13 protein-coding genes are annotated in these 14,534 nt (G+C 67.4%); 9 read left to right on the top strand and 4 right to left on the bottom strand.

Features of this window, described 5'->3' with window-relative positions; genetic code table 11:
• Positions 1 to 280 precede the first annotated feature (280 nt).
• The 6 genes from DIE13_RS16255 (at position 281) to DIE13_RS16230 (ending at position 7,105) form a co-directional block, all read left to right on the top strand.
• Positions 281 to 1,909 (top strand): ABC transporter substrate-binding protein, encoded by a 1,629-nt coding sequence (locus tag DIE13_RS16255; RefSeq protein ID WP_124828131.1) that lies wholly within the window; start codon positions 281 to 283, stop codon positions 1,907 to 1,909.
• A 111-nt stretch (positions 1,910 to 2,020) separates the two neighbouring features.
• The gene (locus tag DIE13_RS16250; protein WP_124828130.1) at positions 2,021 to 3,031 is read left to right on the top strand and encodes an ABC transporter permease subunit; all 1,011 of its coding nucleotides are present in this window, start codon (positions 2,021 to 2,023) and stop codon (positions 3,029 to 3,031) included.
• A 4-nt stretch (positions 3,032 to 3,035) separates the two neighbouring features.
• Positions 3,036 to 3,953, top strand: coding sequence for an ABC transporter permease subunit (locus DIE13_RS16245; RefSeq protein ID WP_096508485.1), 918 nt, complete (start codon positions 3,036 to 3,038; stop codon positions 3,951 to 3,953).
• A gap of 2 nt (positions 3,954 to 3,955) precedes the next feature.
• Positions 3,956 to 4,954, top strand: a complete 999-nt coding sequence (locus tag DIE13_RS16240; RefSeq protein WP_124828129.1) for an ABC transporter ATP-binding protein — start codon at positions 3,956 to 3,958, stop codon at positions 4,952 to 4,954.
• Complete coding sequence (locus DIE13_RS16235; protein ID WP_124828128.1) at positions 4,951 to 5,967, top strand: peptide ABC transporter ATP-binding protein; 1,017 nt, start codon at positions 4,951 to 4,953, stop codon at positions 5,965 to 5,967. Before DIE13_RS16240 ends, DIE13_RS16235 begins: the two co-directional genes overlap by 4 nt.
• On the top strand, positions 5,960 to 7,105 hold the full coding sequence (locus tag DIE13_RS16230; RefSeq protein WP_124828127.1) for a TraB/GumN family protein: 1,146 nt from the start codon (positions 5,960 to 5,962) through the stop codon (positions 7,103 to 7,105). Before DIE13_RS16235 ends, DIE13_RS16230 begins: the two co-directional genes overlap by 8 nt.
• A gap of 545 nt (positions 7,106 to 7,650) precedes the next feature.
• Here DIE13_RS16230 and pxpA read toward each other — a convergent pair.
• Genes pxpA through pxpB form a run of 3 tightly spaced genes read right to left on the bottom strand, consistent with a single transcriptional unit; the run spans position 7,651 to position 10,191 of the window.
• The gene (gene pxpA, locus DIE13_RS16225) at positions 7,651 to 8,415 is read right to left on the bottom strand and encodes a 5-oxoprolinase subunit PxpA (protein ID WP_124828126.1); all 765 of its coding nucleotides are present in this window, start codon (positions 8,413 to 8,415) and stop codon (positions 7,651 to 7,653) included.
• A gap of 55 nt (positions 8,416 to 8,470) precedes the next feature.
• Entirely contained in the window at positions 8,471 to 9,538 is a 1,068-nt protein-coding gene (locus DIE13_RS16220; RefSeq protein ID WP_124828125.1) for a biotin-dependent carboxyltransferase family protein, read from the bottom strand.
• Positions 9,535 to 10,191 (bottom strand): 5-oxoprolinase subunit PxpB, encoded by a 657-nt coding sequence (gene pxpB, locus DIE13_RS16215; RefSeq protein ID WP_124828124.1) that lies wholly within the window; start codon positions 10,189 to 10,191, stop codon positions 9,535 to 9,537. Before pxpB ends, DIE13_RS16220 begins: the two co-directional genes overlap by 4 nt.
• Before the next feature lie 148 nt (positions 10,192 to 10,339).
• On the opposite strand from pxpB, the gene DIE13_RS16210 reads away from it, so the two are divergent.
• On the top strand, positions 10,340 to 10,852 hold the full coding sequence (locus DIE13_RS16210; RefSeq protein WP_096508492.1) for a winged helix DNA-binding protein: 513 nt from the start codon (positions 10,340 to 10,342) through the stop codon (positions 10,850 to 10,852).
• 74 nt (positions 10,853 to 10,926) lie between these two features.
• Here the strand turns inward: DIE13_RS16210 and DIE13_RS16205 are convergent, their stop codons facing one another.
• Positions 10,927 to 11,535, bottom strand: a complete 609-nt coding sequence (locus DIE13_RS16205) for a 5-formyltetrahydrofolate cyclo-ligase (protein ID WP_124828123.1) — start codon at positions 11,533 to 11,535, stop codon at positions 10,927 to 10,929.
• 8 nt (positions 11,536 to 11,543) lie between these two features.
• On the opposite strand from DIE13_RS16205, the gene DIE13_RS16200 reads away from it, so the two are divergent.
• Entirely contained in the window at positions 11,544 to 13,496 is a 1,953-nt protein-coding gene (locus tag DIE13_RS16200) for a lytic transglycosylase domain-containing protein (RefSeq protein ID WP_124828122.1), read from the top strand.
• A gap of 57 nt (positions 13,497 to 13,553) precedes the next feature.
• Complete coding sequence (locus tag DIE13_RS16195; RefSeq protein ID WP_124828121.1) at positions 13,554 to 14,513, top strand: complex I NDUFA9 subunit family protein; 960 nt, start codon at positions 13,554 to 13,556, stop codon at positions 14,511 to 14,513.
• The last annotated feature ends 21 nt before the right edge of the window (positions 14,514 to 14,534 follow it).

Below are 14,534 nucleotides of genomic sequence, written 5' to 3'. Positions count from 1 at the left end.
AAGCGGCAACGATGGGCGGCGCGGTCGGAAAAATGCGTGACGCGCATTCGCATGCATGTATGAAATGTTTAGTTGTCGAAGGAAACATGCGCGGGATGAACGAAACGGTCGTTGGCGCGCGCAGAGGCACCTTTCGCGTGTGCAAAACATCCGCAAAAACCCGTGTTGGCGCGGCGAGAAGAGTTTTTTCTCCAGCTTGTTGCAGCATCGCTAGCTCAAGTAATATCCGCGTACCCGGCCCCCCGCGGGACCGGTTCCGATCTGGAGACCTGGAGGAAACATGGAATACAACCGTCTGTTGCACACCCTGCGTGTTACCGCCATGGCAGGCGTGGCAGCGGCATCGCTCGGCGTCGCGGGCTCTGCATTCGCACAGATCCCGAACAAAACGCTCGTCTACTGCTCAGAAGGCAGCCCGGCGGGTTTTGATTCCGCGCAATTCACGACCGGCGTCGATTTCACGGCGTCGACGTTTACCGTCTATAACCGTCTCGTCGAATTCGAACGTGGCGGCACCAAGGTCGAGCCGGGCCTCGCCGAGAAGTGGGACGTGTCGCCGGACGGCAAGGTCTACACGTTCCATCTGCGTCACGGCGTGAAGTTCCACACGACCGATTACTTCAAGCCGACGCGCGAGTTCAACGCGGACGACGTCGTGTTCACGTTCGAGCGCATGCTCGACCCGAACCAGCCGTTCCGCAAGGCCTACCCGGTATCGTTCCCGTACTTCACCGACATGGGCCTCGACAAGCTGATCACGAAGGTCGAGAAGGTCGATCCGTACACCGTGAAATTCACGCTGGCCCAGCCGAACGCGCCGTTCATCCAGAACATGGCAATGGAGTTCGCGTCGATCCTGTCGGCCGAATACGCGGATCAACTGATGAAGGCAGGCAAGGCCGCCGACATCAACCAGAAGCCGATCGGCACGGGCCCGTTCATCTTCCGCAGCTATACGAAGGACGCGACGATCCGTTTCGACGGCAATCCTGATTACTGGAAGAAGGGCGCGGTGAAGATCTCGAAGCTGATCTTCTCGATCACGCCGGATCCGGGCGTGCGCGTGCAGAAGATCAAGCGCGACGAATGCCAGGTGATGAGCTATCCGCGTCCGGCCGACATCGCGACGCTGAAGGCCGACTCGGGCGTCGACATGCCGTCGCAGCCCGGCTTCAACCTCGGCTACCTCGCGTATAACGTCGAGCACAAGCCGGTCGACAAGCTCGAGGTGCGTGAGGCGCTCGACATGGCGATCAACAAGAAGGCGATCCTCGAGTCCGTGTACCAGGGTGCAGGCCAGGCCGCGACCGCGCCGATGCCGCCGACCCAATGGTCGTACGACAAGAACCTGAAGATGCCCGCATACGACACCGCGAAGGCGAAGGCGCTGCTCGCGAAGGCAGGCTATCCGAACGGTTTCGACATCACGTTGTGGGCGATGCCGGTGCAGCGCGCGTACAACCCGAACGCCCGCCTGATGGCCGAGATGATCCAGGCCGACTGGGCGAAGATCGGCGTGAAGGCGAAGATCGTCACGTACGAGTGGGGCGAGTACATCAAGCGTGCGCACTCGGGCGAGCAGGACACGATGCTGATCGGCTGGACGGGCGACAACGGCGACCCCGACAACTGGCTCGGCACGCTGCTCGGCTGCGAAGCGATCAAGGGCAACAACTTCTCGCACTGGTGCTACAAGCCGTTCGACGACCTGATCCAGAAGGGTCGCACGACGACGGGCCAGGACGCGCGCACGAAGATCTACACGCAGGCCCAGCAGATCTTCGCGCAGCAGCTGCCGTTCTCGCCGATCGCGAACTCGACGGTCTACCAGCCGGTACGCAAGAACGTGGTCGACATGCGCATCGAGCCGCTCGGCTATGCGCGCTTCGACGGTGTCGGCGTGAAGTAATACGGCCCGTGTAAGCTGTCTACGAAGACCGGCCAACTCATCCGGCGGCGGGAGGCCAAAAGCTTCCCGTCGCCGGTCGCACATTTCCCACAAGAAAATACGAGACGCATCATGTTCAGATTCGTGTTGCGCCGCGTGGGCATGGTGATCCCGACTTTCATCGGCATCACCATCCTGGCGTTTGCGCTGATTCACCTGATACCGGGCGACCCCATCGAAGTGATGATGGGCGAGCGCGGCGTCGATCCCGCGATGCATGCGGAGGCGATGAAACGCCTCGGGCTCGACCAGCCGCTGCCCATGCAGTATCTCCACTACATCGGCCGTGCGCTGCACGGCGACCTCGGCACGTCGATCATCACCAACACGAGCGTCGCGGGCGAATTCTTCGCACGCTTCCCGGCGACCGTCGAGCTGTCGCTGTGCGCGCTCGTGTTCGCACTCGCCGTCGGCCTGCCGGCCGGCGTGATCGCCGCGCTGCGACGCGGCTCGATCGTCGATCACGGCGTGATGGGCACCGCGCTCACCGGCTATTCGATGCCGATCTTCTGGTGGGGGCTGATCCTCATCATGGTGTTTTCGTCGTACCTCGGCTGGACGCCCGTGTCCGGGCGCATCGCGGTCGAATACGACTTCCCGCATCCGACGGGCTTCATGCTGATCGACGCGCTGCTCGCGCCGGACGAAGGCTCGTTCAGGTCGGCGGTCAGCCATCTGATCCTGCCCGCGATCGTGCTCGGCACGATTCCGCTCGCGGTCATCGCGCGGATGACGCGCTCGTCGATGCTCGAAGTGCTGCGCGAGGACTACATCCGCACCGCCCGCGCGAAAGGGCTGTCGCCCGCGCGCGTGGTCGTCGTGCATGCGCTGCGCAACGCGCTGATCCCGGTCGTCACCGTGATCGGCCTGCAGATCGGCACGCTGCTTGCCGGCGCGGTGCTGACCGAAACCCTCTTTTCGTGGCCCGGTGTCGGCAAGTGGCTGATCGATGCGATCGGCCGCCGCGACTATCCGGTCGTCCAGGGCGGCATCCTGCTGATCGCGACGCTCGTGATCGTCGTGAACCTGATCGTCGACCTGCTGTACGGCGTGCTGAATCCGCGCATCCGCCACACGAGGTAATTCCATGAGCAATCTGCAAAATACCCTGCCGACCGAGTCCGCGCCGGCCGGCGGCCGTGCGCTCGCGCTGCGCGAGTTCTGGGCCAACTTCTCGCGCAACCGTGGCGCCGTCGGCGCCGGTATCGTCGTGCTCGTGCTGATCCTGGTCGCGCTCCTCGCGCCGCTGATCGCGCCGCACAGCCCGGTCGAGCAATACCGCGACTACGTGAAGATCCCGCCCGCATGGCTCGACGGCGGCAACTGGAAGTTCATCCTCGGCACCGACGAAGCGGGCCGCGACATCCTTTCGCGGCTGATGTTCGGCGCGCGGATGTCGTTCTGGATCGGCTTCGTGTCGGTCGTGCTCGCGCTGATCCCCGGCATCGTGCTCGGGCTGGTCGCCGCGTTCTTCCAGAAGTGGGCCGACACGCCGGTGATGCGCATCATGGACGTGCTGCTCGCGCTGCCGTCGCTGCTGCTCGCGGTCGCGGTCGTCGCGATCATCGGCCCGGGCCTCACCAACACGATGTTCGCGATCGCGATCGTCGCGCTGCCCGCCTACGTGCGTCTTACGCGCGCGTCGGCGCTCGGCGAACTGCAGAAGGAGTACGTGACGGCATCGCGCGTGGCCGGTGCCGGCACGCTGCGCCTGATGTTCTCGCAGGTGTTGCCCAACTGCACGGCGCCGCTGATCGTGCAGGCGACGCTCGGCTTCTCGTCGGCGATCCTCGACGCGGCCGCGCTCGGCTTCCTCGGCCTCGGCGTGCAGCCGCCGACCGCCGAGTGGGGCGCGATGCTCGCTTCCGCGCGCGACTACATCGACAACGCGTGGTGGATCGTCACGATGCCCGGCCTGTCGATCCTGATTTCGGTGCTCGCGATCAACCTGCTCGGCGACGGGCTACGCGACGCGCTCGATCCCAAACTGAAGCGGATGGCCTGACCATGAGCCAAGATCTACTGACTATCCGCAATCTCGCGGTGAACTTCAACGGCCTGCCCGCGGTCGACCGGATCAATCTGTCGATCGCGCCGGGCGAGGTGGTGGGCGTCGTCGGCGAATCGGGCTCGGGCAAGAGCGTGACGATGATGGCGCTGATGGGCCTGATCGACGCGCCGGGCAAGGTGACGGCCGACGAGGTGTCGTTCAACGGCGTGGACCTGCTGAAGGCGTCGCCGAAGGCGCGGCGCAAGATCGTCGGCAAGGACATCGCGATGGTGTTCCAGGACGCGCTGACGAGCCTGAACCCGAGCTACACGGTCGGCTACCAGATCAAGGAGGTGCTGAAGCTGCACGAAGGCCTGCGCGGCGACGCGCTGCACCGGCGCGCGCTCGAACTGCTCGACCAGGTCGGGATTCCCGACGCGAAGAACCGCATTACGTCGTTCCCGCACCAGATGTCGGGCGGGATGAACCAGCGCGTGATGATCGCGATGGCGGTCGCGTGCAACCCGAAGCTGCTGATCGCCGACGAGCCGACCACCGCGCTCGACGTGACGATCCAGGCGCAGATCATGGATCTGCTCGTGAAGCTGCAGAAGGAGCGCGGGATGGCGCTCGTGCTGATCTCGCACGACCTGGCCGTGGTGTCGGAAGTCGCGCAGCGCGTCGCGGTGATGTACGCGGGCGAGATCATCGAGACCAATCGCGTGCCGGACATCTTCCGTGCGCCGCATCATCCGTATACCGAAGCGCTGCTCGCCGCGATTCCCGAGCACAACAAGGGGGCACGTCGCCTTGCCGCATTGCCCGGCATGGTGCCGGGCCGCGATGATCGCCCGTCCGGGTGCCTGTTCGCGCCGCGCTGCAAGTACGTCGTCGACGATTGCCGCAAGGCGCGTCCGGCGCTCGATGCGCTCGCGCCGGGCAACGACGCGATGCGTGCGCGCTGCATCAAGCCGCTCAATGTTTCCAACCTCGACCTGACGGGCGGTGCACGATGAATGCAGTCAATCAAGCGCGTGCCACGCCGCACGACGAGGAAGCCGTGCTGGTGGCCGACCAGCTCGCAAAGCACTACACGGTGAAGCGCGGGATGTTCGGGCAGGGCACGGTGAAGGCGCTGAACGGCGTGTCGTTTTCGCTGAAGCGCGGCAAGACGCTCGCCGTCGTCGGCGAGTCGGGCTGCGGGAAATCCACGCTCGCGCGCCAGCTCACGATGATCGAGACGCCCACCGCGGGCAGTCTCATGATCGATGGCAAGAACGTCGCCGGCGCGAACCGCGAGACGGTCGCCGATCTGCGCCGCCGCGTGCAGATGGTGTTCCAGAACCCGTTCGCGTCGCTGAACCCGCGCAAGACCGTCGAGCAGACGCTCGCGGAGCCGCTCGAGATCAACACGAGCCTGACGGCTGCGGAACGCGCGCAGCGCGTCGCGCAGATCATGCGCACGGTCGGCCTGCGGCCCGAGCACGCGAAGCGCTATCCTCACATGTTTTCGGGCGGCCAGCGCCAGCGTGTCGCGATCGCGCGCGCGATGATCCTCGATCCGCGGATCGTCGTCGCCGACGAGCCGGTGTCCGCGCTCGACGTGTCGATCCAGGCGCAGATCCTGAACCTGTTCATGGATCTGCAGGAGCAGTTCAAGACGAGCTACGTGTTCATCTCGCACAATCTGTCGGTGGTCGAGCACGTTGCGGACGACGTGATGGTGATGTACTTCGGCAGCGTCGCCGAGCTTGGCGACAAGGCGACGATCTATGCACGGCCGCGCCATCCGTACACGCGTGCGCTGATGTCGGCGACGCCGGCGATCTTCGAGGAAGACCGCCGCGTGCAGATCAAGCTGCAGGGCGAACTGCCGTCGCCGCTCAATCCGCCGTCGGGCTGCGCGTTTCACCAGCGCTGCCCGTACGCGGTCGAGCGTTGTCGCGCCGAGGAACCGCAACTGCGCGACGTCGACGGACGCCGCGTGGCCTGCCATCGCGCCGAGGAGGTGGGGGAGGCGAATGCCTGATGTTCTGGCGGCGCGCGCGTCTGGCGTGCGCCGTTCGGGGGCTGGCAGCGCGCGAGTGATGCGCGCGTGCCGCAACGCACGGCGCTGGAGCGTGCGCACGGTCACGGGCGCGGCGCTGGCCGGCGCGTGCGTGGCCGCCAGCGTGCTGGTTCCCGTCGACGCCGCGCATGCCGAAGGGCGTGCGCCGGCAAGTTCGCCGATCCGGCCGTCGCAGGTTCCGCCGCCCGGCATGAACCTGCCGGGCTTCCATGGGCCGTCCGTGTCGAACGGGACGGTCGCGCGCGGCACCGTACGCGTGCAGCCGGCGCGCATGCCGTTCTACGTCGCGACCAAGGGCAAGGTCACGCTGTACGTGCTCGGCACGCTGCACACCGGCGACCCGGTCGACTATCCGAGTCAGCAGCCGTTCCGGCCGCGCATCCTCGCGGCGCTCGCCGCGTCGCCGACGCTCGCGCTCGAACTGTCGCCGGACGATCTGCTCGAGTCGCAGGACGACGTATCGAAGTACGGCGTGTGCCGCTATCCGTGCCTGCAGCGCCTGCTGCCCGAGCCGCTCTGGCAGCGGCTCGCGGCGCGCCTGCGCGGCAATCCGGCCGCGCTCGCCGAGATCCGCCGGATGCGGCCGTGGCTCGCGGCGCTCGTTGTCGAGACCTACGACTCGTTGTCGGCCGGCCTGCAGACCGAGTTCGGCACCGAGGCGCAACTGCAGAACGTCTATCTGAAGAAGAAGGGCGGCCGCGTGATCGGACTCGAGACGCTGGCCGAGCAGATGCGCGCGTTCACCGGGCTGACGCTGGCCGAGCAGCGCGAAATGCTCGCGCAGGACATGGTGCAGACCCCGGCGCAGAATGCCGACGACATCAAGTCGCTGCACCGACTGTGGCAAATTGGCGACGCCGACGCGATCTCCGCGTGGGCGGTCGCGAAGAGCGAACGGCTGGCCCGTTCGAAGGTGCTGTCGGCGTCGATCGACAACAAGATCCTGTACGAGCGCAACCGGCGCTTCGTTGCACGGATGACGGCAATCGCCGCGCCGAACCGGCCGCTGTTCGTTGCGATCGGCGCGCTGCATTTGGGCGGCCCGCGCGGCGTGCTCGAATTGTTGCGCCAGCAGGGATACCAGGTCGACGCGAACTGATCGCGCCCGTCTGCCGGCGCCGATCCTCCCCTGTTTGATTGACCGTGCGCACGCGGTGCGAGGCGCCTGCGCGGCCGTGCGGGCCGATAAGGAAAACCCTTGAATCGTCAGAAAATAGCGTTTAAAACGATTGACATCCGGTTCTGCCAATATCTATTCTTCACCCCACAAGTTGAAAAAATGAAAAGAATAGAAAAAGTTCTACGGGGTAGCAGAAATAAAGCGCGGGGTTAGCGCGTTGCCGGCACGTGATGTACGTGCCGGCCGCGGAGTGTCTGCATGTACGGCGGGGCCACCATCGTCGGACAACAAGAATGCATGCAGGCTGACTTGCGAATAAGCGACGTTCCGTCGTCCAACCGGGGTGAAGTGAATCGGGCGGCGGCGGACGTTTTTTAATCCGGAATAGTGTTCCGGTCGCCGTCGAAAGACGGTTTCGGGGGGCTGAATCGACAGACGGCGAAGCCGCGGCGATCAAGCCAACAGAAAAGCGCCACGAGGGCGCTTTTTTCTTTGATGCGGCGATTTTGCGGCGACGCGTTGCGTCATGCGCCTTCGTCGGCCTGAAGTGCGCCGGGCGCCACCAGCTCGACGCCGGCCGCTTCGAGCGCCGCGCGGATCCGCTGCGCGAACGCGAGCGCATGCGGGCCGTCGCCGTGCAGGCAGACAGTCTGCGCGTTGAGCGGCACCCACTCGCCGCTCACCGCGCGCACCTGCCGGTTGCGCACCATGTCGAGCGTGCGCGCGAGCACCGCGTCTTCGTCGTCGATCAGCGCGCCGGGCTGGCTGCGCGGCACGAGCGAGCCGTCCGCGCGGTAGCCGCGATCGGCGAACACTTCCTCCACCGCGGCCAGGCCCGCGTGCCGTGCGGCTGCGACGAACACGCTGTTCGCGAGTCCGAACACGGCGAGCGACGGATCGAAGTCGTGGATCGCTGACACCACCGCGTCGGCGATCATCGGATCGCGCGCGGCCTGGTTGTACAGCGCGCCGTGCGGCTTCACGTGAGCGATGCGGCCGCCTTCGGCCTGCGCGATCGCCGACAGCGCCCCGAGCTGATACAGCACGCCCGCGTAAATATCGCCGGCCGGCAGCTGCATTTCCTTGCGGCCGAAATTCTCCGGATCGTGAAAGCTCGGGTGCGCGCCGATCGACACGCCTTTCTGCACGGCCCAGCGCACGCAGTCGCGCATCGCATTGGCGCCGCCGGCATGCCAGCCGCACGCGATGTTGGCCGACGTGACGAGGTCGAGCAGCGCCTCGTCCGATCCGCATCCTTCGCCGAGATCGGCATTCAGATCGATTTCCATGAAGTTCCTCGTCCACTGAGTGCGTGGCACGTCCTCCGTCCAGCTACCGCCATTGTCACGCCGCGCGCGATTGCGTGCGGCGGCGCGTTTCCTCGCGCATCTCGATCGCGACGTCGATCTGACGCAGATAGGCACGTTCTGCGGTCAGTGCGGCGCGCGCGACGTCGGGTGTCGTCCGCACGAAGCGGATCGGCAGGTTGAGCCGCGCCTGTGCGAGTTTCCATAGATCCGCGCGGATCACCGTGCCGATCTTCGGATAGCCGCCGGTGGTCTGCGCGTCGTGCATCAGCACGATCGGCTGGCCGTTCGGCGGCACCTGGATCGTGCCGGGCAGCACCGCGTGCGACAGCAACTCGGCCGGCCGCTCGCGCACGAGCTCGGTGCCGGCGAGGCGATAGCCCATCCGGTTGCTGTTCGCGGTGACGAGCCATTCCTCGTCCCAGAACGCCTGCTGCGAATCGGCGGCGAACGACGCGTAGTCGGGGCCCGGCAGCACGCGCACGGGCATCGCCCACGGCGCATGCGCGGGGCGGTGGCGGCGCGGCGGTTCGTCGACGCGCACGAACGCGCACCACGCGGGCGCCTTCACGCCGAATTCGGGCGCGTCGGCCGCGAGGCAGCCGGCGCCGGCCGGCGGCACGCCGACCGGGAGCCGGTCGCCGTCGCGCAGCGCGCGGCCGCCGAGCCCGCCGAAACGCGACGCGAGATCGGTGCTGCGCGAGCCGAGCATCGGCAGCACGTCGATGCCGCCCGCGATGCACAGATAGCCGCGCATGCCGCGCTTCGCGGCCGGCAGCACGAGCGTCTGCCCGGCTTCGACCGGCAGGCTCCACCACGAATACACGGGCTTGCCGTCGAGCGTCGCGCCGAATTCGGTGCCGGTGATCGCAATGCGCGTCGCGCGCGTGAAGCGGAACGTGGCCGGGCCGATCGTGATTTCGACGGCAGCCGCGTCGGCGCGGTTGCCGACTAGCCGGTTGCCGACTTCGAGTGCGAGACCGTCGAGCGCGCCGCCCTGCGCGACGCCGAGATGGCGCGTGCCGCGGCGGCCGAGGTCCTGCACGGTCGACAGCGGGCCGGCCCGCAGCACCTCGACGGTGCCCGGTGCGGTGTTCTGGCTCATGTCGCGTCGACTCCCGCAATGGTGAAGCGCACGCGATCGCCGGGCAGCAGCAGCGCGGGCTGCTGCCGCGCCGGATCGAACAGCACGTGCGACGTGCGGCCGATCAGTTGCCAGCCGCCGGGCGAGGTGGCCGGGTAGATGCCGGTTTGCGCGCCGCCGATGCCGACCGAGCCGGCCGGCACTTCGAGCCGCGGCGCCGCGCGGCGCGGCGTGTGCAGCGACGCATCGAGGCCGCCGAGATAGGCGAAGCCCGGCTGGAAGCCGACGAAGAACACGACGTATTCGCCGGCCGCGTGACGCGCGACGACCTCGTCGACCGGCAGCCCCGTGTGCGCGGCCACGGCCGGCAGGTCGGGGCCGGCGGCGCCGCCGTATTCGACCGGGATCTCGACCGTCTGGCCGTCCGCGTGCTCGACGTCGGCCGTCTCCCACGCGTCGCGCAGCGCCGGTGTGAGCGAGTCGGCCGTCGCGGCGAGCGCGTCGAACACGATCGTCAGGTTGTTCATGCCGGGCACGACGTCGATCACGCCGGGCCACGCGCGAGCGACCTCGGCGACGGCCCAGACGCGGCGCTGGCAATCGAGCGTGGCGGGCGGCGGCACCTCGCAGACGAGGGCGGCATCGCCGAGCGGATAAATGCGGGGTAGCGTCATCGGACTGGCACGGTTCGAACGGCAATGTTAGCGCACATTGTCAATAAAATATCGATAATTTACCAATAAGCGTTTTTGCCTAGCTCGCATGCCGATGCTTCTGGCGTACACTCGGCACACCCTGACATCCTGCTTGCGCCGCCTTTCCATGAAGCGTCCTCCGACCAAGATCGTGTCATCCGAACACCTCGTTTCCGATTCGAGCGCGGAGCTGTCGGAACTCGAATACGGACTCATCATGGCCGGCAACGCGTTCAACCGATGGATGGTGCGCTGCATGTCGGCCGCCGGTGCGAAGGACATGACGGCGGTCGAAGTGTCGCTGCTGCATCACGTCAGCCATCGCGAACGCAAGAAGAAGCTGGCCGACATCTGTTTCGTGCTCAATATCGAGGATACGCACGTCGCGACCTATGCGCTGAAAAAACTGATCGCGCGCGGCTATGTGAAGAGCGAGAAGAACGGCAAGGAGGTGTTCTTCTTCGCGACCGACGCGGGCCGCGATCTGTGCCTGAAGTATCGGGAGGTGCGCGAGCACTGCCTGATCGAGACGCTGAAGGACAGCGGCCTCACCAACCAGCAGATCGGCGACGCGGCGCAACTGCTGCGCCATGCGTCGGGGCTCTACGACACGGCCGCGCGTGCGGCGGCATCGCTGTAAACGATTGCGAACGGAACGGCGCGTGGCGCCCGGCTGACGCGCGTGCGGCAACGGCCGCGGCGCCGCGCGCCGCGTCATCCGGCGGCCGGGTAGAGCGCGCCGTCGGTCACGATCCAGCACATCGCAAGATCGTGCGCTTCGGCCGGCAGCGCATCGACGCGGCATGCTTCGTACGCAATGCCGACCGTTACCGGCCGCGTGGCGCCCGGCCACACGGCGAGCGTGCGGTCGTAGTAGCCGCCGCCATAGCCGAGCCGGTAGCGCTGCAGGTCGAATCCCACACACGGAATCAACAATAGATCGGGTACGACGACGATCCCCGACGCCGGTTCCGGAATCCGGTGATGGCCTTCGCGCATCGGCGTCGCCGCATCCCACGCGTGGAACGCGAGCGGCGTATGGCGCTCGCCGATCACCGGCAGCGCCGCGCGGCGGCCCGCGCTTGCCGCGGACCATGCGAGCACCGCATCGCGGGCGTCGAACTCGCCCGGCAGTGGCCAGTAGAAGCCGACGGTGCGCGGCGCGAGCCGCTCGAGCAACTGGCGCAGCCGCGCGTCGAGCGCGGCGTTCGCGGCGGGCTGCGACGCGGCGTCGCGACGCGCGCCGGACAGCGTTTTGCGCAGCGCAACCTTCGGGTTCGGCACAGGGTTGCATGCTATGCTTTCGCTCACTTCGTGCTCCATTCAAAACGATGTCCAACAGCCTTTTCCGAGTATATCGCGCGGTCGCGCTGACGCTTTCGGCCGCCGCGCTCGTGGCGGGCACGGCGGCGTGCGCCGCACCGAGCGACGACACGCTCGCCGGGGACGACCAGATCTTCGTGCAGCTTCGCGAAGCCGCGCGCCGCAACGATGCCGCGAAGGCCGCGCAGCTCGCGTCGATGATCCCGAACTATCCGGTCCCGTCCTACGTCGAGTATTTCCAGATCAAGCCGCAGCTGTTCGATTCGTCGGGCCGCGCGCGCATCGATGCGCCCGACGCGCCCGTGCAGTCGTTCCTGCAGCGCTACGACGGCCAGGCGATCGCCGACCGTCTGCGCAACGACTACCTGCTCGTGCTCGGCGCCCGCCACGACTGGCGCGGCTTCGACGACCAGTACAAGCGCTTCGTGCTCGACGACGACACGCAGGTCAAGTGCTACGCGCTCGAGTCGCGCGCGGCGCGCGGCGAGAACGTCGCCGATGCGGCGCGTGCGCTGCTCGTCGAGCCGAAATACTACGGCGACGCCTGTGTCGACCTGATTACCGCGCTTACCGTCAACCAGCAGTTCACGAGCGACGACGTGTGGCAGCAGGCGCGCCTCGCGTTCGAGCAGAACTACACGTCGCTCGGCGGCAAGATCGTCGACGCGCTCGGCCCGCGCCCGGTCGGCTTCGACCAGGCGACGAGCGCACCGCCGCTGTACCTCGCGCGCGGCGTCGGCCCGGACGCGGTCTCGCACCAGCTCGCACTGATCGCGCTCGGCCGCATGGCGCGCAACGATCCGGACGCGGCGGCGGGGATGCTGACGTCGGTTGCCGCGTCGCTGACGAAGCAGGAGCAGGCGATCGGATGGGGGGCGATCGGCTATCAGGGCGCGCTCAAGCGCTCGCCGCTCGCGTCGGTCTGGTATGCGAAATCCGCGAACGCGCCGCTGTCGAACCCGGGCTACGAATGGCGCACGCGTGCCGCGCTGCTCGCCGGCAACTGGCCGATGGTGCGCTGGTCGATCGAGCAGATGCCGCCGTCGCTGCGCGACGATCCGGCGTGGATCTACTGGCATGCGCGCGCGCTCAAGCAGAGCGGCGACACGCTGCAGGCGAACCAGGAATTCGAGCAGGTCGCCGGCCAGTTCAACTTCTACGGGCAGCTCGCCGGCGAAGAGCTGGGCCAGCGCACGACGATCCCGCCGCGCACCAAGGTGAGCGATGCCGAGGTCGACGCGATGAGCAGGATCCCGGGCTTCGCGCTCGCGCAGCGCTTCTATGCGCTGAACCTGCGTCTCGAAGGCAACCGCGAATGGAACTGGCCGCTGCGCGGGATGACCGATCGCCAGCTGCTCGCGGCCGCCGAATACGGCAAGCGCATCGACCTGCTCGACCGCACGGTCAACACCGCCGACCGAACGAAGGCCGAGCACGACTTCACGCTGCGCTACCCGTCGCCGTACCGCGACATCGTCGAGCGCTACGCGCGCTCGACGGGCCTCGACGTCGAATGGGCGTACGGGCTGATCCGTCAGGAGTCGCGCTTCATCACGACCGCGCGCTCGTCGGTCGGTGCGGGCGGCCTGATGCAGCTGATGCCGGCGACGGCCCAGATGGTCGCGAAGAAGCTCGGGCTTGGCCCGATCACGCGCGCGCAGATGCACGACATCGATACCAACATCCAGCTCGGCACCTGGTATCTGTCGGACATCTACAACAACTTCGACAGCTCGCCGGTGCTCGCCACCGCGGGCTACAACGCGGGCCCGGGCCGGCCGCGCCAGTGGCGCCAGGTGTTGACGCAGCCGGTCGAAGGCGCGATCTTCGCGGAGACGATCCCGTTCAACGAGACGCGCGACTACGTGAAGAACGTGCTGTCGAACACCGTGTATTACGCGGCGCTCTTCGAGGGCAAACCGCAGTCGTTGAAGAAACGTCTAGGCATGATCTCGCCCTGATCCGCAATCTTCACACTGCCGCGCGAGACGCGGCAGTGCTCTTTTGAGGTCCACGACATGGATGGCCAGACCGTCGCGCTGCTGGGCGGCACCGGCTTCATCGGCAGCCGGCTCGTCAATGCGCTGATCGACGCCGGCAAGCGGGTGCGCATCGGCACGCGGCGACGCGAGCACGCGCGCCACCTGCAGATGCTGCCGGTGGAAATCGTCGAGCTCGACGCACTCGATACGCGCACGCTGGCCCGTTTCGTGGCCGGCGCGCACGCGGCGATCAACCTGGTCGGCGTGCTGCACGGCGGCCGAGGCACGCCGTACGGGCCGGGCTTCGAGCGTGCGCACGTCGCGCTGCCGGCCGCGCTGGCCGCCGCATGCATCGAGGTCGGCGTGCGGCGCGTGCTGCACATGAGCGCGCTCGGCGCGGATTCGCACGGCGCGAGCATGTACCAGCGCTCGAAGGGCGACGGCGAGGCCGCGCTGCATGCGGTCGCGGCGACCGATTCGCTCGCGGTGACGATCTTCCGGCCGTCGGTCGTGTTCGGCCCCGGCGACGCGTTCCTCAACACGTTCGCGAAGCTGCAGCGCACGGTGCCCGTGCTGCCGCTCGCGATGCCCGATGCGCGCTTCCAGCCCGTATTCGTCGGCGACGTCGTGCGCGCGTTCGTCAACACGCTCGATCTCGCGGCCGCGCATGGCAAGACCTACGAACTCGGCGGCCCGACCGTCTACACGCTCGAGCAACTGGTGCGCTATTGCGGCACGCTGGTCGGCCGGCAGGCACGCATCGTGCGGCTGCCCGACGCGCTCGCGCGGCTGCAGGCGCGCGTGTTCGAATGCCTGCCCGGCGAGCCGGTGATCACGCGCGACAATCTCGCGTCGATGTCGGTGCCCAACGTGCTGTCCGGGCCGCTCGCGCCGGAACTCGGGCTGTCGCCCGCGAGTCTCGAAAGCATCGCACCCGCGTACCTCGGCAACGCCGCGCAGCGTTCGCGCTTCGACTGGTTCCGCTCGCGCCGCTAGGGCGCCGCACGCGGCCGCTTC

Origin of the sequence: Burkholderia sp. Bp9016, from assembly GCF_003857765.1 — a bacterium.
Taxonomy (GTDB): Bacteria; Pseudomonadota; Gammaproteobacteria; order Burkholderiales; family Burkholderiaceae; genus Burkholderia.
Note: the sequence above shows the minus strand (reverse complement) of the source record. Positions and strands in the feature narration are given on the sequence as shown.